The organism is Flavobacterium sp. MMS24-S5 (assembly GCF_050320125.1).
GTDB lineage: Bacteria > Bacteroidota > Bacteroidia > Flavobacteriales > Flavobacteriaceae > Flavobacterium > Flavobacterium tyrosinilyticum.
Window position 1 is genome coordinate 3,165,759 of record NZ_CP190016.1, and the last position, 20,524, is coordinate 3,186,282.

20 protein-coding genes and 1 pseudogene are annotated in these 20,524 nt (G+C 33.6%); 6 read left to right on the plus strand and 15 right to left on the minus strand.

Annotated elements, in window-relative coordinates; translation table 11 throughout:
• Nucleotides 1–12: 12 nt before the first annotated feature.
• A pseudogene (gene pckA / locus ACPWTF_RS14675) lies at nucleotides 13–1,618 on the plus strand (phosphoenolpyruvate carboxykinase (ATP)).
• 220 nt (nucleotides 1,619–1,838) lie between these two features.
• On the opposite strand, the gene ACPWTF_RS14680 reads toward pckA, so the two are convergent.
• Complete coding sequence (locus ACPWTF_RS14680; protein WP_427871798.1) at nucleotides 1,839–2,897, minus strand: phytase; 1,059 nt, start codon at nucleotides 2,895–2,897, stop codon at nucleotides 1,839–1,841.
• A 74-nt stretch (nucleotides 2,898–2,971) separates the two neighbouring features.
• On the minus strand, nucleotides 2,972–5,782 hold the full coding sequence (locus tag ACPWTF_RS14685) for a TonB-dependent receptor (RefSeq protein ID WP_427871800.1): 2,811 nt from the start codon (nucleotides 5,780–5,782) through the stop codon (nucleotides 2,972–2,974).
• Between the two features lie 236 nt (nucleotides 5,783–6,018).
• Between ACPWTF_RS14685 and ACPWTF_RS14690 the strand changes: the two genes are divergently transcribed.
• Nucleotides 6,019–7,119 carry a DUF4407 domain-containing protein gene (locus tag ACPWTF_RS14690; RefSeq protein WP_427871802.1) on the plus strand — a complete coding sequence of 367 codons (1,101 nt, stop codon included), beginning with the start codon at nucleotides 6,019–6,021 and terminating at the stop codon, nucleotides 7,117–7,119.
• Nucleotides 7,120–7,244: 125 nt separating this feature from the next.
• Here ACPWTF_RS14690 and ACPWTF_RS14695 read toward each other — a convergent pair whose 3' ends face one another.
• The 7 genes from ACPWTF_RS14695 to ruvC form a co-directional block, all read right to left on the minus strand.
• Nucleotides 7,245–7,949 (minus strand): PH domain-containing protein, encoded by a 705-nt coding sequence (locus ACPWTF_RS14695; RefSeq protein WP_427871804.1) that lies wholly within the window; start codon nucleotides 7,947–7,949, stop codon nucleotides 7,245–7,247.
• Nucleotides 7,950–8,020: 71 nt separating this feature from the next.
• A complete protein-coding gene (locus ACPWTF_RS14700) occupies nucleotides 8,021–8,392 on the minus strand; it encodes an MmcQ/YjbR family DNA-binding protein (RefSeq protein ID WP_427871806.1) in 372 nt (123 codons plus the stop codon).
• Nucleotides 8,393–8,398: 6 nt separating this feature from the next.
• Nucleotides 8,399–8,749 carry a DUF4260 domain-containing protein gene (locus ACPWTF_RS14705; RefSeq protein WP_427871807.1) on the minus strand — a complete coding sequence of 117 codons (351 nt, stop codon included), beginning with the start codon at nucleotides 8,747–8,749 and terminating at the stop codon, nucleotides 8,399–8,401.
• A complete protein-coding gene (locus tag ACPWTF_RS14710; RefSeq protein ID WP_250834351.1) occupies nucleotides 8,746–9,147 on the minus strand; it encodes a GNAT family N-acetyltransferase in 402 nt (133 codons plus the stop codon). Before ACPWTF_RS14710 ends, ACPWTF_RS14705 begins: the two co-directional genes overlap by 4 nt.
• Before the next feature lie 158 nt (nucleotides 9,148–9,305).
• Nucleotides 9,306–10,091 carry a cyclase family protein gene (locus tag ACPWTF_RS14715; RefSeq protein ID WP_427871809.1) on the minus strand — a complete coding sequence of 262 codons (786 nt, stop codon included), beginning with the start codon at nucleotides 10,089–10,091 and terminating at the stop codon, nucleotides 9,306–9,308.
• A gap of 79 nt (nucleotides 10,092–10,170) precedes the next feature.
• Entirely contained in the window at nucleotides 10,171–11,304 is a 1,134-nt protein-coding gene (gene hemW / locus ACPWTF_RS14720; protein ID WP_427871811.1) for a radical SAM family heme chaperone HemW, read from the minus strand.
• 100 nt (nucleotides 11,305–11,404) lie between these two features.
• A complete protein-coding gene (ruvC, locus tag ACPWTF_RS14725; RefSeq protein ID WP_427871812.1) occupies nucleotides 11,405–11,947 on the minus strand; it encodes a crossover junction endodeoxyribonuclease RuvC in 543 nt (180 codons plus the stop codon).
• A 169-nt stretch (nucleotides 11,948–12,116) separates the two neighbouring features.
• Here ruvC and ACPWTF_RS14730 point away from each other — a divergent pair, with 169 nt between their 5' ends.
• Complete coding sequence (locus ACPWTF_RS14730; RefSeq protein ID WP_427871813.1) at nucleotides 12,117–13,061, plus strand: hypothetical protein; 945 nt, start codon at nucleotides 12,117–12,119, stop codon at nucleotides 13,059–13,061.
• On the plus strand, nucleotides 13,058–14,161 hold the full coding sequence (locus tag ACPWTF_RS14735; RefSeq protein WP_427871815.1) for a glycosyltransferase family 2 protein: 1,104 nt from the start codon (nucleotides 13,058–13,060) through the stop codon (nucleotides 14,159–14,161). The genes ACPWTF_RS14730 and ACPWTF_RS14735 overlap by 4 nt, the downstream gene beginning before the upstream one ends.
• Here the strand turns inward: ACPWTF_RS14735 and ACPWTF_RS14740 are convergent, their stop codons facing one another.
• Together ACPWTF_RS14740 and ACPWTF_RS14745 are read right to left on the minus strand one after the other, a co-directional pair.
• Nucleotides 14,162–14,647 carry a hypothetical protein gene (locus tag ACPWTF_RS14740; RefSeq protein ID WP_427871817.1) on the minus strand — a complete coding sequence of 162 codons (486 nt, stop codon included), beginning with the start codon at nucleotides 14,645–14,647 and terminating at the stop codon, nucleotides 14,162–14,164. It abuts the gene before it with no gap.
• Between the two features lie 34 nt (nucleotides 14,648–14,681).
• Nucleotides 14,682–14,912: a hypothetical protein gene (locus ACPWTF_RS14745; protein ID WP_427871818.1), complete on the minus strand. Its 231-nt coding sequence runs from the start codon at nucleotides 14,910–14,912 to the stop codon at nucleotides 14,682–14,684.
• A 199-nt stretch (nucleotides 14,913–15,111) separates the two neighbouring features.
• Between ACPWTF_RS14745 and ACPWTF_RS14750 the strand changes: the two genes are divergently transcribed.
• Together ACPWTF_RS14750 and ACPWTF_RS14755 are read left to right on the plus strand one after the other, a co-directional pair.
• A complete protein-coding gene (locus tag ACPWTF_RS14750; RefSeq protein ID WP_427871819.1) occupies nucleotides 15,112–15,612 on the plus strand; it encodes a DUF456 domain-containing protein in 501 nt (166 codons plus the stop codon).
• Between the two features lie 274 nt (nucleotides 15,613–15,886).
• On the plus strand, nucleotides 15,887–16,489 hold the full coding sequence (locus ACPWTF_RS14755; RefSeq protein WP_095928173.1) for a DUF937 domain-containing protein: 603 nt from the start codon (nucleotides 15,887–15,889) through the stop codon (nucleotides 16,487–16,489).
• 64 nt (nucleotides 16,490–16,553) lie between these two features.
• On the opposite strand, the gene ACPWTF_RS14760 is transcribed toward ACPWTF_RS14755, so the two are convergent.
• The 4 genes from ACPWTF_RS14760 to ACPWTF_RS14775 all read right to left on the minus strand — a co-directional run bounded on the left by ACPWTF_RS14760 (nucleotide 16,554) and on the right by ACPWTF_RS14775 (nucleotide 20,290).
• Complete coding sequence (locus tag ACPWTF_RS14760; RefSeq protein WP_095928172.1) at nucleotides 16,554–17,462, minus strand: pseudouridine synthase; 909 nt, start codon at nucleotides 17,460–17,462, stop codon at nucleotides 16,554–16,556.
• A 202-nt stretch (nucleotides 17,463–17,664) separates the two neighbouring features.
• Nucleotides 17,665–18,621 carry a geranylgeranylglycerol-phosphate geranylgeranyltransferase gene (locus tag ACPWTF_RS14765; RefSeq protein WP_095928171.1) on the minus strand — a complete coding sequence of 319 codons (957 nt, stop codon included), beginning with the start codon at nucleotides 18,619–18,621 and terminating at the stop codon, nucleotides 17,665–17,667.
• A 62-nt stretch (nucleotides 18,622–18,683) separates the two neighbouring features.
• Nucleotides 18,684–19,274, minus strand: a complete 591-nt coding sequence (locus tag ACPWTF_RS14770; protein ID WP_095928170.1) for a DUF502 domain-containing protein — start codon at nucleotides 19,272–19,274, stop codon at nucleotides 18,684–18,686.
• Nucleotides 19,275–19,351: 77 nt separating this feature from the next.
• Nucleotides 19,352–20,290, minus strand: a complete 939-nt coding sequence (locus tag ACPWTF_RS14775) for a mevalonate kinase family protein (protein ID WP_095928169.1) — start codon at nucleotides 20,288–20,290, stop codon at nucleotides 19,352–19,354.
• Between the last annotated feature and the right edge of the window lie 234 nt (nucleotides 20,291–20,524).

Consider the following 20,524-nt stretch of genomic DNA (forward strand, 5'->3'; position numbering starts at 1 on the left):
ACTTAAAAACTTATGGACACTAATACAGTTTTCGCGCAATCGATTTCGTTAAAAGAGTTAGGAATTGAAAATGCAAAAGTTCGTTATCAACTATCTGCAGATGAATTACATGCGATTACTTTGCAGTCAGGACAAGGTGTTGAGAATTCTACAGGAGCGTTAGCAATTAATACAGGCGAATTTACAGGTCGTTCTCCACAAGATCGTTTTATCGTAAAAGATGATATCACTAAAGATCAAGTTTGGTGGGGAAATGTAAATATCCCTTTTGAGCCCCAAGCTTTTGAAAAGCTTTATAATAAGGTAACAGCATTTTTATCAGACAAAGAAGTTTTTGTTCGCGATTCTTATGTTTGTTCTGATCCAAATTATAGATTAAATGTTCGTGTTGTAACAGAAACTGCTTGGTCAAACTTGTTTTGCTACAATATGTTCTTACGTCCAGAAGATTCAGAACTGGCTAATTTTACTCCAGAATCGAACCGTAGTTTGTGCTCCAAGTTTTATGGCAGATCCTGCTGTAGACGGAACACGTCAGTCTAATTTTGCTATTTTAGATTTTACTAAAAAAATTGCTTTAATTGGTGGAACAGGTTATACGGGAGAAATGAAAAAAGGAATTTTCTCTGCATTAAACTTTATTCTTCCGGTTTTCAAAAATACACTTCCAATGCACTGCAGCGCCAATGTTGGTGAAGCAGGAGATACAGCAATCTTCTTCGGATTGTCTGGTACAGGAAAAACGACTTTATCTGCAGATCCAGAGCGTAAATTAATTGGAGACGACGAACATGGTTGGACAAACGAAAACACTGTTTTCAATTTTGAAGGCGGATGTTATGCAAAAGTGATTAATTTAACAGAAGAAAATGAACCAGACATTTTTAGAGCAATCAAAAAAGGAGCGCTTTTAGAAAATGTGGTTTTCAAAGAAGGAACAAACGTAGTTGATTTTGACGATGTTTCTATTACTCAAAATACTCGTGTAAGTTACCCAATTACACATATTGATAATGTACAGCCAGGTTTGATTGGACATAATCCTAAAAATATATTTTTCTTAACGGCCGATTCTTTCGGAATTCTGCCTCCAATTTCAAGATTAAATCCAGGTCAGGCGGCTTACCACTTTATTTCTGGATATACAGCAAAAGTTGCTGGTACAGAAGCTGGTGTAACAGAGCCTCAGCCTAATTTCTCTGCTTGTTTTGGAGCGCCATTTATGCCTTTACACCCAACGCGTTATGCAGAGATGTTGAGCAAGAAAATGAAAGATGCGGGAGTAAAAGTTTGGTTGATCAACACAGGTTGGACAGGCGAGCCTTATGGAGTGGGAAGCCGTATGAAACTGAAATATACTCGTGCAATGATTACTGCTGCTTTAAAAGGAGAATTAGACAACGTAGAGTATGTAGATCACAAAGTGTTTGGAATTGCAAAACCACAATCTTGCCCGAATGTTCCAGAAGAAATTCTAAATCCTAGAAATACTTGGGAAGACAAAGATTTATACGATAAAAAAGCGTTAGAATTAGCTCAGAAATTCAAAGCTAATTTTGCCAAATTTGAAGAGTTTGCAAATGCTGAAATCTTAGCAGGAGCACCGATTACAGAATAAAAGGAATTATTTAATTCAAAATAAAAAAGCTGTTCAGAAATGAACAGCTTTTTTTGTTTTTGTGTTTGTTTGATACTTCTTGTGCCTCCCTGAATGATCCCGATTCTTCGACTTCGCTCAGCCTGACAATAAGTACTTTTTAAAGACATTGAAACGCAGTTTTCAGTACAGTTTAAAGGAAAGTACCGAAAAACTGCAATTTCAAATCAACACTGAATCTTTATTTCTTAGCTTCGTCGATGCGTTTTTGAATCAAATCCCAAGCATAATAATGGAAAGTCATTCCGTTGCTCATCGCTACAAAAAGTCCGTTTTTATATTTTGGGCCTAAGTTTACGCTCGTAACATCTGCACCGTCACATTCAATTGTAGAAGTCGGAACTTCTGCCAATAAAGAATGATTGTTTGGATTGCCGTTTGCGCCTTCTCTTGGATAAACCATAAAAGAATTGGCCTGCTGATTGGATACTAAAATATATCCTGTAGAATCTGTTTTTTTGTAAATCGCAATTCCTTCGTGATCTGCTTTGAAATCTTTCTGGCCAAAGAAAGCTAATTCTTTATTATCGTTTAAAGCTGGATCTGCTTTGTATTTTCTAATTCCAGCCTGCTCATCGCAATAGTACACAAAACCTAATTCGTTATCTACAGCAATAGCTTCAATTTCTTTTTTACCGCTGTATGTTCCGAATTTGCGAACCACTTTTGCTGCAGCAAATTTTCCGTTTCCAGAAAGTTCATATTGCCATAAATAACTTCCAGAAGGACCTGTTTTTCTTCCTACAATGGCAAAAATCTTTCCGTCGCTTGGGCGCGTATATAACGAAATTCCCATTGGATCGCGTTGCGCTTCTCCTTCAAAAACAGGAATTCCGCCGTTATCAATTGGCTCTAAATCTGGTAAACTGAAAATTCTGATTTTGTTTTCTTCACGTTCAGTTGTAACCGCAACGTCTACTTTTTTTCCGTCAATAATCAATCCGTAAGCGATATCAACATTGTTTGGACGTTTTAACGGAATTGATTTTTTAAGGATTTTTCCACTCAAATCAAAAGCATACAATCCTCCGTCTGTGTCTTTATCTGTTCCAACAATAATACTTTTTGAAGGATCTGTTGGGTTTATCCAAATTGAAGGATCGTCTGTATCGTGAGGTAAAGCTTCTGTAACGGCTGTTGGTTTTACAGCGTTTGGCTGAACTGGCGCTAATTTATCGTCTTTACAAGCTGTAAATGAAATAGCTAAAAGTAAAAGAGCGACTAAAGATTTATTTTTCATTATGTTATATATTTTAATGCAATTAGACAGAGCGCTAAACTCTGTCTAATTTAAGAATTTTAAAAAAGTGCAGATTACAAGTCTAATTTCAATCCGAAATTGTAACGAGGCTGGTAATATTCAGCTTGTTTTGTATGAGCCGCAACTCCTTGGTAGTAACGTAACGGTTGGTTTGTTAAGTTATTAGCTTCAGCAAAAAAGCGCAATTTTGGAGTGATTTTATAAGAAGCATTTGCATCTAAGAAAAACTGCTTGTCATAGTAGCTGTCTTTGTAAGACTCAGAACCTAATTCATCTAAATAATCAGATGTAAAGTTGGTTGAGATTCTTGCAGAGAAACGTTTGTTTTCCCAAGATAAAGATCCGTTAAACATGTGTGGAGTTGTACCTGGAAGACTAATATCATTTCTTTCGTTTCCGTCCTCATCGGCAATACCTTTTGCTTTAGATTGCGTGTAAGTATAATTCAAATAGATTCCAAAGCCTTTTAGGAATTTACCTGGTAAGAAATCCAATTGGCGTTGGAATGCAACTTCAAACCCGTAAACATCTACATTTTCTCCATTTCTTGATTGTAAGAAAGACCAATTTTCTCCTGCTGGAACTGGGTTTGCTTGATTAGGGAAATCTGCAGCAAATTTCGCATCTGTATATTGATTGTCGCTGTAATTGTAAATGAAATCATTTAATCTTTTGTAGAAAACACCTCCGGAAATTAAACCAACAGATTTGAAATAGTTCTCAGCCATGAAATCATAATTGTATGAATAGGTAGCTTTAAGATCTGGATTTCCAGCTGTAATTTCTTTATCGGCAGCGATATTGTTTACATAAGGAGCCAATGCATAATAGTTTGGTCTAGCCAATGCAGTTGTAGCAGCAGCTCTCAAAACTAAATCTTTTGTTGCGTTGTATTGGAATGAAATACTTGGCAATAAATTAGTGTAAGAGTTGGTGTTGTTGATTTTGCTTTCTAATTCTTCCTCGTCTAATACACGGTTTCCTGTATAATCGATATGAGTATTCTCCACACGGAAACCTAAAACCATAGAAAGTTTATCGTTAAAATCCTGATCCCATCTTACATAAGCAGCAGTAATTCTTTCTTTAGCATTGTAATTTACAGCTAAATATTCTGCTGGATCTGTTTCTTTTTCAAATAAAGAAGCATTGTTCAAATCTAAACCTCCTAAATAGTTAGCAGAAGCGAAAGTTCCCGGTACATATTTGCTTCCTGGATTAAACCCGTTTCCATCATAATAAGATGTCGGAACTTGCGATAATAATTCCATATCATCATTAAGCGGAGTATAAGAATAGAACATATTGTTTCTTTCTTTTTCCTTCAGGCGAAGTCTAAGACCCGTTCTCAATCTTCCTTTTTCTCCTGCAATTACAGAGAATGGGAAACGAATGTTTACTTTAGCACCAAATTCGCTTTCGCTTGTTTCGTCTGTATTTTCAGTAACAGAGTCAAATTTAAATTCGTCAACAGATTCACCAACAGTAGTGATTAAAGGAAATCTGATATCTGATAAATCTTCAAACATTTCTAGACCTTTTTGACGGTATTCGATATAACGCTCACCTGGACGGTATTCTCTAGCTTTTGCATAGTTAGCAGACCAATCTAAATCTAATGTAGAATTGATTAAATGTTCTCCACGAATAGAATAGTTTTGAACTCTTTGATCTTCTAATCTTCTGTTTTTGTTTCTATTATTGTCTAAACCACCTTTTGTCTGACGTTTTACACGGCCTTCAAAACCAACAATTTCTTCGCCATTATAAAGTGGCTCAATATCATCGTAAGTAGTTCTGAAACGGTTTTCTCTATCATCTCTCCAGTTGTAGATTGCATTGGCAAAAATGGTATTGTTGTCATTGAATTTATAATCTAAAGCAACAGACGCACTACGACGAATACGTTGTACATCATACTTTCTAATTTCAGAAGCTTGTAAATAGTCATTTCCAAACTCATCTTTTACCCATTCGTTTTCGACGTTATCAGAACCGTAATCCACATTGTTATAAGATCCGCTGAAAACAACTCCTAATTTATCATTAGCAAAACGGTTACCATAAACAAAACCAGCAGTATAAGAAGCGTGATCACGAATTGGTAAATAACCTCCTGCAAGAGTTGCAGAAATTCTTTCTCCGTTTGGAGTTGCTCTTGTAATTAAGTTTACAGAACCTCCAATTGCATCTGCATCCATGTCTGATGTTAGTGTTTTGTTTACTTCGATTGTAGAAATCATATCAGACGGAATTAAGTCCATTTGTACGTTTCTGTTATCTCCTTCAGCAGATGGAATACGGTCTCCATTTAAAGTTACAGAGTTCAAAGATGGAGCTAAACCTCTAATAATAATGTTACGAGCTTCACCTTGATCATTCTGCATTGTGATACCTGGAACACGTTTTAAAGCGTCTCCAACGTTAGCATCAGGAAAACGACCCATTTGATCTGAAGAGATTACGTTTCCGATGTTTTTGTTATTTTTTTGTTGATTCAGCGCTTTTGCCTGACCTTTTAAGATATCTCCAACGATAACTTCTTTCAGTTCATTCTCAGAAGCTTTAAGAGAAAAATCAATTACGTTGTTTTTTCCTTGCTCCACTTTTATTTCTTGAGTTAAAGAAGTATATCCAATATATTTTACTTCAACTTGGTAAGTTCCTTCATTAATATTTAATAATTCAAAACGACCGTTGTAGTCAGAAACGGTGTATTTTTTCTCGCCTACAATTTGAACCATTGCTCCAGGAAGAGGCAGTTTGTCATCGGCATCTAATATCTTTCCAGATATAATAGCTTTCTGAGCAAAACCTGTAAAGGCGAATAAAAAGAATGCTGTTAATAGATAAAATTTTTTCATTGTGTGTGTTTAGTTTAATTTCGGTTGCGAAACTAAGACCCGTGTATTACTAAAGCCTTGAAAAAAAATTAACATAGTGTTATGATTAGTCAGTTATTGCTTATAATTATTAATGTTTAACTAACATTGTGCTTTCAAACCTTTGATTCACAACTAAAAAGAAATTGATATTTTGACTGTATTTGAAAATTTGGCGTTAAATTTGCCATATCAATCACAATCAAAAATCATCAATCATGTTAAAACAATTTTTTATCCTATGTTCAGGAGCCGACCGTGATCTCTTGAAAGACTGCTCAGAAGGCGAACAAACCAAATATGTTGGTATTGGCGCCACCGTGTTCTTTACAGCAGTTATGGCTTTTTTAGCTAGTGCTTATGCACTTTTTACTGTTTTCGATTCTATTTATCCCGCTTTAATTTTCGGATTTGTTTGGAGTTTGCTAATCTTCAATTTAGACCGATTTATCGTTTCTACGATTAAAAAAAGAGACCGTTTTCTGGACGAATTCCTTCAGGCAACTCCGCGTATTGCTTTGGCTATTATTATTGCGATTGTAATTTCTAAGCCTTTGGAGATTAAAATTTTCGAAAAGGAAATCAATACCGTTTTATTGAAAGAGAAAAACGAAATGGAATTGGCCAACAAAAAACAAATTGGAACGTACTTCAAAACAGATTTAGATAAAAATAAAGCTGAAATTGCTGCGCTTAAAGCGGACATTCTAAAGAAAGAGAAAGAAGTAAACGATTTGTATTCAGTTTATATTACTGAAGCTGAAGGAACAACCGGAACTAAAAAATTAGGAAAAGGTCCGGTTTATAAAGAGAAACGAGAAAAACACGATGCGGCTTTAAAAGAATTTGAAACGCTTAAAAAGGCAAATGAAGCTAAAATTGCTGAAAAAGAAAAAGCTGGCGTACAGCTTCAGGCCGATTTAGATAAAAAAGTTTCGCAGACACAACCGATCATAGAAGGCTTCGACGGATTAATGGCGCGCATCAATGCATTGAACAAACTGCCTTGGCTTCCGTCATTTTTCATTATGCTGTTGTTTCTGGCAATTGAAACATCTCCGATTATCGCTAAATTATTAGCACCAAAAGGGGAATTCGATTTCAAGCAAGAAGAAGCCGAAACTGCAATGAAAGCAACTTTGACACAAAATAAATACCAACGTGAATTATTGGTTAAAACTAGTGCCGAAATGCATGATAAAGTTTATGCTGATATTGCAGAAGATAAAGGTCTATTCGATCTGCAGCGAAAAAATGCAAAAGAGTTACTGGAACTACAATCTCATAAATTTGTTGAAAAGCAAAAAGCGACTTTGTAAGTGCAAAGTTTCTAAGTACAAAGTTATAAATGCAAAGCCCGAAATAGAATCTCTATTTCGGGCTTTTTATTTTAGACAAAGTCAATAATCTTTGTACTTTGTACTCAGAACTTTGTACTTTAAAATTACATATAACTTAAAATCTCTTTTTTGTAAGCATCATATTCTCCTTGCATGATCAAACCATTATCAAGAAGTTTTTTGTAATTCTGTAATTTATCAAAAAGTTCTTCTTTAGATAAATCACTTAGTCTACGTTCTCCAGCAGGTTGAGTTGGTTGCGTCGAAAGCGGTTCAAAAGTTTCTGTCACAGCTGGAGCTGCAGGTAAAATTTCTGCAAAGCTTGTTACTTCTTCTGTTTCTACCTCTTCGATTTCGTCTTCAACTTCTGCTTCTTCCACAATTTCTTGAACTGGAGCAGCTGTCTGAACAGGATTTTTTAATAAATCTAATTGCTCTTTAGCATAGGTATACATTTTTCTAGCCTGAATTTTCGGAATATAATCTATAGAAATAATCAGGTCTGTATTAGTGCTAAATGAAAACTCAGAACCTAAAATATTTTCTTTTACAAATGAGCTTGTAATATCATCCCAAGTATAATCTGTAAAATTCATTGAAAGGCCTAAGTTTTTAGGCGTGCAAATAATAATACGTTTATTGGTTAAGATTATACTATCAGGAAAAACAGTAATTGCAGGCTTTTTTTGCACGGCGATGTAACCAACTTCTTCACCTTTCATTAATAAATCAGTAAGTTTCGAAGTTATTTTTTCAATCGCTTTTGGATCTTGTTCTTCGTTTAGAAATTTTTTAAATTGTTCTTTCATTGTTTATTAGTTGCTAAGTTTCAAAGCGGCTAAGCTGCTAAATTTTTTTTCTTACGATGCAAATGTAATGCCTAATTTTCTAATTCGATAATTTCATTTTGAATTTTCTTTGCCAAACTTTTGAAAACCAATTCGTATGAATGGTCTATAAGTTCCTTCACGAATTTATCAGGTAAATTTCCGTTCAAAGCCACGGTATTCCAGTGTACTTTACTCATATGAAATCCAGGTTGTATTTCGTCATACTCTGCTCGAAGTTCCTGTGCGCGGTCTGGGTCGCATTTTAAATTTGCTGATTGCTCATTTTTTTCCCATTGAGAAAGAGAAGACAAAGCAAACATTTTTCCGCCCACCTTAAAGACAAAAGTATCTTCATCAAAAGGAAAATGTTCGCTGGCTCCTTTTTTTGAAAGACAATATTCGTAAAACGTTTCTAAATTCATAACTGTTTATTTACCAATTTCACCTAAATGTGTGTATTTAAAGCCTTTTTCATATTTAAGACCATATCCAAAAATACGATCCATTGCCGAATGTGAAAATAGAATAATTCCCGCTAATTGCACCATTTCAATGCTTAAATAAAATCCGATGGCATAAATCAAAAGCGCAATCCCTTTGTGATGAAAGATGTTATAAAGAAATGCTCCAGATTTGTTTCCAAAAACATAACCCATCATTGATAAATCGGGAGCTAAAATTAAAGTAAGAAACCACCACCATTCATAATTTAAGCGGTTGAACAAAAAGATTCCAAGAAGGAATAATGCGACTTCCTCAAGTTTTAAAACTGTTTTCATTTGACTATTTTTTCCATCATTTTTTCAGGATGATTTAGTTTTGTAAATCCGAATTTCTCGTATAAAAAGTGAGCATCAGTTGTTGCCAATCGCCAGATTTTAACTTCTTGCAATTGAGGTTCTTTCATCATCGCTTCAATTAAAATGGAAGAATAACCTTTTCCGCGATGTTCTTCATCAATAAAAACATCCATTAAATAAGCAAAAACGACATAATCGGTTATCACACGTGCAAAGCCAATTTGTTTGTCCTCTAAATAAATTCCAAAACAAACCGAAGCATCAATAGTTCGTTGCACTTCGTCAATCGTTCGTCCTGCAGCCCAATAAATGTCTTTTAAAAAGTTCTGTATAAATGGGACATCGAGTTTGGTTTTGTCAGTTGAAACACTAATCATATTGTCTAATTTTTTTGTCACTAATTACACTAATTTTCACGAATTATTTTTTGCCACAGATTAAAGGATTAAAAATGATTAAATCTGTGTGAATCTTTTTAATCTGTGGCAAATAAAAAAAGAAATTCGCGAAAATTAGTGCAACTAGTGGCGGCCTTTTAAATTTTATATAAAATTGGTTTGCTTGGACTTGCATCATTTTCAAACGAAGCGATTTGAAGATTTAGTATATAATTTCCGTCTTCAATTTCGTCTGCAACATAAATCATTTCTGTAATTGTCGCATTGAACCGTGCATCTTGATTTAAATTATTTGTGTCTTTTACATTCCAAAATGCTTTATGTGCTAATAATTTTCCTTCGTCATGTTCTTTATCCACACTTGGGAGATCAATCAGTAAATGCTGAATTTCGCTTTCGCGGATAAAAATTGCAGCATCTTCAGACAAATACGGCGGATTGGTATTGGAATATTTTCGAGACTTTTTTTCCAGCTGATTTGGAAGAGTCCGAATTATTAAAGCCTCATTTGTCACGCTGAGCGAAGTCGAAGCGCTATCCAGTGATGTCACATTGAGCGAAGTCGAAATGTTTTCTTTCGTAATCACAAAATCATCTCCAATCTTTTCAGGTTTAACCGTAATCAGTTTAGCAAAAAAGAAGAATTGTTTTAGAGATTGGTTAATACTGTAAAAATCATTGGTAATATGCCCCAAGCATTCCGTATGCGTTCCATGCCCATGCGGATTGAAGAAAATATTATTGAAATTCGTAGATGATTTTCCTTCAGAAACTTTTCCAATCCAATCGCCAAAAACTACTGGTTCAATGACTGGTTTTTCAATATACCAGGCAATCGGATTTTCATCTGTATTGGTTAATGGAATAGAAATATCAATGGGTTTTGATAAGTCGATTTCGAAGTTGTTGATTTTTGCTAACACAAATTTGGATTTTATGCCGCAAAGACGCTAAGTCACAAAGTTTAATAAATTTGAGCCTTTATGCCTTCGTGGCTAATTTTTATTCATCCAAATTTAGATAAAATAAATCTGAAGCAATTCCATCCGTTAAAAATTTTCCTTTAAGAGTTGGTTTTAAAATATTGTTTTCGATCGATAGCAAATCGTCCTTTAAGAACTTTTGAGCTTGTTCCAGTAAATAATTCAAATATTCTGATCCGAATTCCTTTTCAATTCTCTCTAGAGAAACGCCCCAAATGGTTCGCAAACCCGTCATGATATATTCATTATAACGATCAGAAACAGTTAAGATTTCGGTTTCAATTGGAAGTTCGTTGTTTTGAATTGCTTTTAGATACAACGAATTATTAGCAATATTCCAGCCTCTTTTTTCGCCATCATAACTATGTGCCGAAGGTCCAATTCCGATGTATTTCTTGCCCAGCCAATACGCTGAATTGTTTTTGGAGAAGTACTTTTCTTTTCCAAAATTTGATAATTCGTAATGAATAAAACCATTCTTTTGAAGCGTTTCAACCAAAATCATAAAATGATTTGAAGCCACTTCGTCTTGTGGTTCAGCAACTTTTCCGGTTTGAATTAATTTGCTTAAAGCCGTTTTGGGTTCAACAGTCAAAGCATAACTCGAAATATGCGGAATGCCAAAATCTAAAGCAGTCTGAATATTATGTCTCCACATCTCGTCGCTCATTCCTGGAATTCCGTAAATTAAATCCAATGAAATATTATCGAAATACTTTGTCGCTTCTTCTAGACATTTTTTGGCTTCCGCTGAATTATGGGCACGATTCATCATCTTTAAATCCTCTTCATAAAAAGACTGAATTCCGATGCTTAATCTATTTATTGGGCTTTTAGATAATTCCAGAATTCGTTCAGCAGACAAATCATCCGGATTAGCTTCAAGTGTAATTTCAGGGTTTTCTACAACTTTATAGTTTTTATAAACTTCAGAAATTAAAAAGTTTATTTCGTAATTGGTTAAAAAAGAAGGAGTTCCTCCGCCAAAATAAATGGTTTCAATTTCACTATCACTTTCGGTTTTGCGTATAGCAATTTCTTTAGCCAAAGCCAAAACCATTTCATCTTTTTTCTTCATCGAAGTCGAAAAATGAAAGTCGCAGTAATGACAAGCCTGCTTGCAAAAAGGAATATGAATGTAGATACCGCTCATTTTTTAATTAGATAATTAGAGAAAATGTCAATTAGATAATTTATTCGTTGTTTATAAAATTATCAAATTGGCAAATTGACACATTGACTCATTTTTTAACTCAATCCTCATTCTGTTTCACAAAAGCATCCCAACCCGAATAACTTTTTCCAGCCACAACTTTTCCCGAATTAAAGAAATGACAAACCGCAGCAGCCAAACCATCTGTTGAATCGAGATTTTTTGGTAATTCTTTTAATCCTAAAAGCTGTTGCAACATTTTGGCAACTTGTTCTTTACTGGCATTTCCGTTTCCGGTAATCGCCATTTTTATCTTTTTAGGTTCGTATTCAGTAATCGGAATGCCTCTTGAAAGTCCTGCTGCCATTGCAACGCCTTGTGCGCGCCCGAGCTTCAACATCGATTGTACGTTTTTGCCAAAGAAAGGTGCTTCAATAGCAATTTCGTCTGGACAATGCGTTTCGATAAGTTCAATGGTTCTTTCAAAAATGATTCTTAGTTTTTGGTAATGATTGTCGTATTTGGAAAGCTGCAATTCATTCAATTGCAGAAATTCCATTTTTTTATTGATTACTTTAATCAATCCAAACCCCATAATTGTGGTTCCGGGGTCAATACCTAATATGATGCGTTCTTGTGTCAAGAGAGTTTTTGTTTCAAGTTTTTTTGTTTCAAGTTTCAAGTTTTTGAAAAATGAAACAATTCATTTTCTCATTTTCAAATTGCCACAGAGATTCTTAAAGTTTTTATTTTCTCCGTGTATCTTTGTGATTTCTTCGCGAATCTTTGTGAAATAGCTTTACTTTTGCGGCATGATTTCAATTCCTCACAAAGCTAAGCAATTCCTAGTTCTCGTAGTCAAACTTTTAATTGTTGGCGGCGCATTTTATTTTATTTATAATCAGTTGGCTAACAACGATAAACTAGACTGGCAGAAGTTTATTGCTTTGTTCCAAAAAAATCAGTCGGTTTTAGGGGTTTCATTTATCTTGCTTTTGAGCGTTTTGAACCGTTATTTCGAGATTTTGAAATGGCAGAATCTAGCGCAGGTTATTCATAAAATATCGGTTTATGAAGCGACAAAACAGGTTTTGGCTGCTTTGACGGCAGGAATTTTTACACCGAATGGAGTAGGAGAGTATGCAGGAAAAGCGCTGTATTATCCGAAATCAGAAGCCAAAAGAGTGGTTTTCTTAAACCTGATTTGCAACGGAATCCAGATGATTTTAACGATCATTTTTGGAATTTTCGGATTACTCTATTTCAATGCGCAATTTAATGTAATTACTACTAAAACAGTCTTGATTCTTTTTGGCGGATTTTTATTGATTCTGATTATTTTGTTCTCCATTAAAAAGATAAAAGTCAAAGGATATTCGATAGAAAAACTGATTCATAAAATCAATGAAATTCCCAAATCGGTTCATCAGAAAAATATCTTTTTAGGTATCTGTCGTTATTTGGTTTTCTCGCATCAGTATTACTTTTTGTTTTTAGGTTTTGATGTCGATTTGCCTTATTTAACTTTGATGGCAGCGATAACATCAGTTTACTTTTTAGCTTCTTCATTGCCAACTTTTCAGTTTTTAGACTTTGCGGTAAAAGGAAGTGTTGCGATTTATTTCTTCGGAATTTTGGGTGTCAACGAATGGATTGTTGTTTTTATAAGTACTTTAATGTGGTTTTTAAACGTAGTTCTTCCAGTAGTTTTAGGAAGCTTTTTTGTGCTGAATTTTAAAACGAAAACTCCAGAATGATTTTCGGATTGTTTGCCATATTAGCCATTTATATCGTTAGCATTTCTTTGCTGATTTATGGTTTTTTCAAGGTGAAACAATATCAGAAAAGTGATTTAAAGCCAAAAACAAGTTTTACGATAATTGTTCCTTTTAGAAATGAAAAAGAAAATCTGCCCCTACTTTTGGAAAGTCTTTCAAAGCTAAATTATCCAACAGATTTATTTGAAGTAATTTTAGTTGATGATAGCTCTAACGAGAAATTCCAATTTTTAAATTCCAAATTCCAAATTTCGATAATTGACAATATCAGAATTTCCAATTCTCCTAAAAAAGATGCCATTACAACGGCAATGCAGCACGTAAAAACCGATTGGGTTATTACAACCGATGCCGATTGTATTGTTCCCGAAAATTGGCTGTTGACTTTTGATAATTACATTCAGCAGAACAAAGTTTCCATGCTTGCTGGAGCTGTAACGTATCAGTGTGAAAACTCATTTCTAGATCATTTTCAGCAATTGGATTTAACGAGTCTGCAAGGCGCTACAATTGGAAGTTTTGGTTTAAATAAGGGTTTTATGTGCAACGGAGCTAATTTTGCTTACACAAAAGCATTCTTCGAAAGTTTAAATGGTTTTGAAGGGAATGATAAAATTGCCAGCGGAGATGATGTTTTTTTACTGCAAAAAGCGATTCAAAAGTGTCCTGAAAAAGTATATTATTTAAAAGCAGAAGAAGCGATCGTAACAACAAAACCAACTGAAAACTGGACATCTTTATTTCATCAAAGAGTGCGTTGGGCGGCTAAAACAAGTTCGTATAACAGCACTTTTGGAAAGTTTCTTGGATTGATTGTTTTCTTCGGAAATCTGAGTTTTGTAATCGGATTTTTCTCTCTTCTTTTAGGGATTTGCTCTTATCCAATTTTTGTAATTTTTGCTTTTTCTAAAATTTCAATTGACTTTATTTTGCTTTTAATCACTAATCGATTTTTGGCAAATAAGAGAATTAAAAGTCTTTTGTTAAGTAGTCTATGGTATCCATTTTTTAGTTCGACTGTTGCTTTGTACAGTTTATTTGGTTCTTATAAATGGAAAGGACGTCAGTTTAAAAAATAATTACTTTTCTTCTTTTGCTTTTATAATAACAGGCAGAATAAACTGTGTTTTTACCGGAATACCGCGTTTTATGGCTGGATTTACTTTCGGAAAATCGACTAGTCGTGCGTGCAGAATGCTGTCAATTTTTATGGTATCGTACACTACAGAATCTTTAGGAAACTGAGGTTCAAACTTCATAGTTGAGTTAGGAAAAACGGTTACTTTTACTTCGATGGTATCCAATTCTGGATATAAAATAGATAAAGTATCAACGTTGAGTTTTTCTTGAATAAGATTCGACATCACTTCAAAAAAACATTGCTGGCGAAGCTTTTTATCACCAATTTTATCGCAATCAGGCAAAGAAGGATATTCATCAACTTCTTTCCAGTTAATAGATTTCAACTCTTTTTGAAGTAATTCTTTTTCAGACGGAACCTGCTTCTCAAAGTATTGACAAGAATTAAATAGGATACAAATAAAAAAAGGGAAAAACTGCCTCAAAGTTTTAAAATTGGATGATATAACAAAAATACGATTATTTTTTTTGAGAAGCTTTGTATTCTAAATAATCTTCATAGTTTTCCGAAAGCCAATTTTCTTTGTTTTTTTCTGCAACTTCCTTTTGATCAGGGTATAATTTGATAAGTCTGTCTGAAAAAGCTGCTATTTGAACCGTATAGGTGTAAAATTCAATTTTACTCAGAAAGATATTAGGATTGTTTTTTTTATTAAAAAAATCGAAAAACAGATTATCAAAGTCTCTCATAGAAAAATTTATTACTTTTTTCTTATTGCTGGTGTAAAGACTGTCCTGTATTGCTTTGTCATCTGTAGAAAGTTTCTTAGATTAAGCTATCGTATTTTCGCTAATGGAGAATACGAAGAATAGAAAAAAAACTATTTTTACAAGAGTTCTCATACTATTAAAATGTTTAAAATAATAAGTACAAACTTACAAAAATATTATGGATTTACTTTTAGTACTGCTAGGATTTATATGTGTAATCGTTGGTGTTTTTGGAAGTTTTCTTCCTGTTCTTCCTGGATTATCTAGTTCTTGGGTTGGAATATTATTACTTTACCTGACTAAAGCAGTCGAAAATAATTATTGGGTTTTAGGGATTACTTTTGTTCTAATGGTCATCATTACTATATTAGACTATATTATTCCTTCAAAAGGCACTAAAAAGTTCGGAGGAAGCTCTTATGGAGTATGGGGAACCAACATTGGTTTAATTGTCGGAATCTTTGCTCCAATTCCTTTTGGAATTATTATTGGACCATTTTTAGGCGCTTTAATTGGCGAATTAATGTATGATTCTCAAAACCATAAACGAGCTCTAAAAGCAGCGACTGGATCTCTATTAGGATTCATCGCTTCAAGTTTTGTTAACTTTCTGTTTGCGGTGGTTTATTTGGGCATATTTTTGAATATTGTGTGGGAATATCGAAACATTTTATTTTAATTCTATAACAATTTCAGCTTTTTGGCGTTGCTTGCAAAAATAAACATCAAACTTTTCTTAACTTTTTTTCTTTTGTGTTTGACAACGAAAGGGTTGTGTTTACTAGCGTTAAGACGTTTTTAGTGTTAAGAACTGGTTATTAAGAAGGTAAATTTTTAACTTAATTTTTGGAAATGTTAAAATTTTTTATATTTTTATCTCGATAAACGATAAAAAGCCTCATTTTATCGATTATTTTAAATCAGTATAAATAATTATTTTTTAAGTTATGAGTATGACCCCAAACCTACAAATTGAACTTAGACGCTTTATTTCTTCTAATGTTGTCTCCAAGTTAAACAAGTTTTATTTTGAGAATGATGCACTTTTAATAAAGGGAATAGACGTCTCGATCGGTACAATTTTAATGGGACTCTACAACAAAGCCGAAGAATCTGATTTTTATTCTGAAATCGTTTCATTAATCCAAGAAGATTCTACTTTTTATCAAGAAATAGACTTTAATGCAGGCAGAATTTTATCAGTCGACGATTGTTACCGCATAGAAGGAAATGCTTTACTGAAAGAATTATTCTCCAACAAAAAAGGTAGAATTTCAGAAATGGTTTCAAACGAAGTTGGCATTAAAAGCGAAACAGCCAGAGAAATACTTAACTTTTCAGCATTACTTGTAATGTCTTATTTAAGATACAATCTTCAATTAATAGAAAGTTTAAAACTCCTTTTAGAAGACCAAAAAAGAGATATTTTAAACAGCATTCCTCCCGGAATTAAAATCATCCTAGGTTTTTCATCTTACGAAACTGTAGAAGATAAAAACCAATCTATCGGAAGATCTATTTTTACCCTTTTCGGACATAATTTCTTTAGTTTTTAAAAATAAAAAATCCCATTTTCTAGAAGAAAACAGGATTCATTTATGACTTAAATTTGAAAAATGCTTATGTGTTTTTCAAATTGATAACTTCTTGATCGGTCAAAAAGCGCCAATTTCCACGAGGAAGATTCTTTTTGGTTAATCCAGCAAACGAAACACGGTCAATACGCAATACATTGTATTCGAAAGATTCAAAAATTGAACGCACCACTTTTACGTTAGCAGTACGCAGTTTAAGACCAACTTCGCTTTTTGGTTCATTATCAATATAGCTTACTTCTTCAACAAAAACGCGGTGTCCATCAAGAACTAAACCTTTGCTGATTTTTTCTAAATCTTCAAATTTTAAGTTTTTGTCTAAAGAAACCTGATAGATTTTAGACGATTTCTGGTTTGGCAATGTAAACTTACGAATCATATCAGTATCGTTTGTAAACAATAATAAACCAGTTGTATTCTTGTCCATTCTTCCTACAGCAGCAATTTTTGCATTTGTAGCGCCACGAACAAGTTCTAGAACGTTACGATATTCCTGACCTTCGTCAAAGGCAGTCGTAAAGTTTTTAGGCTTATTTAATAAAATATATTCTTTCTTTTCAGGAGTTAATGTAACACCGTCAAAGTTTACAACATCATTTAGTTTTACCAAATAACCCATTTCTGTAACTACAGTACCGTTAACTTTAACGTTTCCAGACTGAATATAAATGTCGGCGTCACGACGAGAACAAACACCAGAATTAGAGATGTATTTGTTTAGACGAATTTCATCTGAAGCCTTTTGTCTCTTTGCTGGCTGATTTTGTTTTCTCAATTTTTCAGCAGCAGCTTCCTGAGCAGCTTTAACTTCAGGTTTTACTTTTTTAGGCCCTTGCGCGCGCTTAGCCATAGGAGGTTTTGGCTTGTTAGAGTTTGGTCGTGAGCTATTTGGTCTCGATCCACCTCTTTTATTGTTGCCTTCCTTGTTGTTCATAGAATCATTAATTTGTGCAAAGATAGTTTTTTCCTGCTAATAAATCTTAAGTTCAATGTTCTTAGATTAATAGCGCTTTATTTTAAGAGGTTTAGGAGCAATATAATTGGTCTTTTTAAAATAGATTGTTCCGCAGAGATTCGCAAAGAATTTCGCGGAGTTACACAAAAAGACTTTGCGAATCTCTGTGAAATAAAAAGCTTTAGTAATTAGAAATCAATTCGCGACCATGCCATAAGACGCTTGGATTAATCAGAACAATGCAGCAAACGCCAGATACAATCAGGAACTTAAGAACATTATGTAGTCTTAGATATTGTTCTTTAGAGTCCGATTTCCATAAATAAATCAGGAAGAAAAGCAAAACTCCAAAACACACATAAAAATAAATGTCCATATAGCCTACATCATAAATATTAACCAAAACGTAAACAGGTAAAATGGTAGACAAAGTCAACCCCGTGATAATTTGCTTAGAAATTTTTTCTCCGTATAAAACCGGAATGGTTCTATAGTCGCTTACTAAATCGCCTTTCAGGTTTTCTAAATCTTTTATCATTTCGCGAATCAATAAAAGCAGAAACAAGAAAACCGCATGTGCCGAAATCACTACAAAATGACTCATATGATTCTCAATTTCTTCAAACGAAATCTTATTATAGAAATATAAAAGAATGGCAAAAAACGGTGTTACAGCAAGCAATGCAGACATTAAATTTCCAATAATGGGATATTTTTTAATTTTATGAGAATAAAACCAAATCATAAAAATATAACCTGAAAAGAACAAAAAAGCTCTCCAGGAAACTATAAAAGCCATTAGAACAGCGAGAAAATTCAAACTGAAATAAACGTTCAATTTAGTTTTCTGACTAACCAAACGATCCAGCATCGATTTATTCGGACGATTAATCAAATCCTTCTGACTGTCGTAAAAATTATTGATGATATATCCTGAAGCGATTGTAATAGCCGAAGCAAAAACAATTAAAAACAAGTGAAAATCAAGCAAAATATCCAGCGCTCTAATTTCTGGCGCCAATATAAAAATTGCCGATAAATACTGGGCTAAAACGATAATTGGAATATTGTAACCTCGAACTACAGAGAACAGACTAACAATTTTCATTACTAAAAGTTTTTGTTGTCTGCTTAACATAGATGATATAGTGGGATTAATTTGATGTAGGGAAGTTAAAGTATATTTTTTGATTCTGAAAACTAGAGCTTGTTTTTTAACAATTCTTCAGATCCGTAACCTAATTTTCGAATGCAGGCCAAAGCTTGTTTTTGCGTAATATCGATTTCTGTAATATCTTTTTTATCTACAAAAACGACCGACCCGCTCCAAGGGTTTGGAGCATCTGGTATAAAAACTGTAGATTTCTCATCACTGATTTGTTCTATTAAAAAAGCAAATTGTAAACCAGCATCAGTAGGAACTAATATTACTTTTAAATCGTCTTTAGATTCTAATCCCAATATATTTTCATTCATGCTTTTCATAAATGAATAACCGGGAACAAAACTTAAAATTCCTTCTTCTAATTTCTGAACCAATTTTTCTGCCGCTGCAGTTCTTGCCAATAATCCAGCAACCAGACAGATTAGAATTATGATTAATAATCCAACAAGTTCTTGAATTGCAAGTCCTAAAACGCTTACTTTTGGTAAAGCACTTACTAACGGAAGTGTTGTTTTTTGTACAATACCATATCCTTTTTCCAAAACAATTAATAGTACAACTAAAGGCACTAAAAAAAGAATTCCTCCTAAAAAAGTTGCTTTGATAATCTTTAAAATACTTTTCATAGGCAATAATTTTTTAAGATTAAATGTTAGGAAAGGGTATTCAATACATCACAACAATATTTTTAAGAGGTTTAACTTTAAAACTGATAAACTACTTCTAATTTATAGTCTTTTAAGGATGCTTTGGCTCTTTCTAAATCTTCGGTAAAACCAAGGATATAACCACCTCCTCCAGAACCGCAAAGTTTTAGGTAATAATCGTTAGAGTCAATTCCGTGTTGCCAGATTCCGTGAAATTGTTCTGGAATCATGGGTTTAAAATGATTTAAGACAACTTTAGAAAGTTTTTTGGTATTGGTAAACAAAGATGTCATATCGCCATGCAGGAAGTTTTCTACGCAGGCATCTGTATATTTCACAAACTGATTTTTAAGCATAGCACGGAAGCCTTTATCTTTTAAGTTTTCCATAAAAATACTTACCATTGGAGCAGTTTCTCCAACAATTCCTGAGTCTAACAAAAATACAGCACCTTTTCCGTCAAAACTTTGAGTTGGAATTCCAGTTGCTTCAATATTGTCTTTCGAATTGATTAAGATTGGAATGCTCAAATAGCTGTTTAAAGGATCTAAACCAGAACTTTTTCCGTGGAAAAAGCTTTCCATTTGAGAAAATATATTTTTTAAGTGCAATAATTTTTCACGAGTCAGATTTTCCAGAACAGTGATTTTGTTGGTAGCATATTTATCGTAAATAGCTGCAACAAGAGCACCGCTGCTCCCAACACCATATCCCTGCGGAATACTAGAATCGAAATACATTCCAGTTTCAACATCATTTTTTAAAGTTTCTAAATCGAAAGTAACCAATTCTGGCTGTTGCGTATGCAACACTTCAAGATAAGATGCAAAACTTCTTAAACTTTTGTTTGATGAAATCGCTTCTTCTGTAGGCTCTTCAGATTTTTTTAAAGCGCCGTTGTAAAAATTATAAGGAATAGAAAGTCCTTTAGAGTCGCGGATAATTCCGTATTCTCCAAAGAGTAATATTTTTGAGTAAAATAGTGGTCCTTTCATGATTTATTTTATGTCTTTCTTTATTTTATTTGGGTTTTGTCTAGTGTCGAAAATGTTGTGAATCCTGATTTCGTTTGCACTAAAACTATATAATAGGCTCGATTGCTTTGTTATAACACATTTTCGATATTTTTTATTCACAGTTGATTTGGAAAAATTTCTGGATTCATCACCATTATTGAAATTGCTTTTTCAAATTTGACAATAAAAATCTTTTTTGATTTTTCTGACCAT

Excerpts from the sequence above, each read along its gene's own strand:
- ACPWTF_RS14760 (WP_095928172.1), bottom strand. The coding sequence starts at position 17,462 with ATGAACAACAAGGAAGGCAACAATAAAAGAGGTGGATCGAGACCAAAT.
- hemW (WP_427871811.1), bottom strand. The coding sequence starts at position 11,304 with ATGAGCGGTATCTACATTCATATTCCTTTTTGCAAGCAGGCTTGTCAT.
- ACPWTF_RS14695 (WP_427871804.1), bottom strand. The coding sequence starts at position 7,949 with ATGAAAGAACAATTTAAAAAATTTCTAAACGAAGAACAAGATCCAAAA.
- ACPWTF_RS14700 (WP_427871806.1), bottom strand. The coding sequence starts at position 8,392 with ATGAATTTAGAAACGTTTTACGAATATTGTCTTTCAAAAAAAGGAGCC.
- ACPWTF_RS14685 (WP_427871800.1), bottom strand. The coding sequence starts at position 5,782 with ATGAAAAAATTTTATCTATTAACAGCATTCTTTTTATTCGCCTTTACA.
- ACPWTF_RS14775 (WP_095928169.1), bottom strand. The coding sequence starts at position 20,290 with ATGAAAGGACCACTATTTTACTCAAAAATATTACTCTTTGGAGAATAC.
- ACPWTF_RS14730 (WP_427871813.1), top strand. The coding sequence starts at position 12,117 with ATGATTTCAATTCCTCACAAAGCTAAGCAATTCCTAGTTCTCGTAGTC.
- ACPWTF_RS14705 (WP_427871807.1), bottom strand. The coding sequence starts at position 8,749 with ATGAAAACAGTTTTAAAACTTGAGGAAGTCGCATTATTCCTTCTTGGA.
- ACPWTF_RS14680 (WP_427871798.1), bottom strand. The coding sequence starts at position 2,897 with ATGAAAAATAAATCTTTAGTCGCTCTTTTACTTTTAGCTATTTCATTT.
- ACPWTF_RS14735 (WP_427871815.1), top strand. The coding sequence starts at position 13,058 with ATGATTTTCGGATTGTTTGCCATATTAGCCATTTATATCGTTAGCATT.
- ACPWTF_RS14750 (WP_427871819.1), top strand. The coding sequence starts at position 15,112 with ATGGATTTACTTTTAGTACTGCTAGGATTTATATGTGTAATCGTTGGT.
- ACPWTF_RS14765 (WP_095928171.1), bottom strand. The coding sequence starts at position 18,621 with ATGTTAAGCAGACAACAAAAACTTTTAGTAATGAAAATTGTTAGTCTG.
- ACPWTF_RS14755 (WP_095928173.1), top strand. The coding sequence starts at position 15,887 with ATGACCCCAAACCTACAAATTGAACTTAGACGCTTTATTTCTTCTAAT.
- ACPWTF_RS14770 (WP_095928170.1), bottom strand. The coding sequence starts at position 19,274 with ATGAAAAGTATTTTAAAGATTATCAAAGCAACTTTTTTAGGAGGAATT.
- ACPWTF_RS14745 (WP_427871818.1), bottom strand. The coding sequence starts at position 14,912 with ATGAGAGACTTTGATAATCTGTTTTTCGATTTTTTTAATAAAAAAAAC.
- ACPWTF_RS14690 (WP_427871802.1), top strand. The coding sequence starts at position 6,019 with ATGTTAAAACAATTTTTTATCCTATGTTCAGGAGCCGACCGTGATCTC.
- ACPWTF_RS14710 (WP_250834351.1), bottom strand. The coding sequence starts at position 9,147 with ATGATTAGTGTTTCAACTGACAAAACCAAACTCGATGTCCCATTTATA.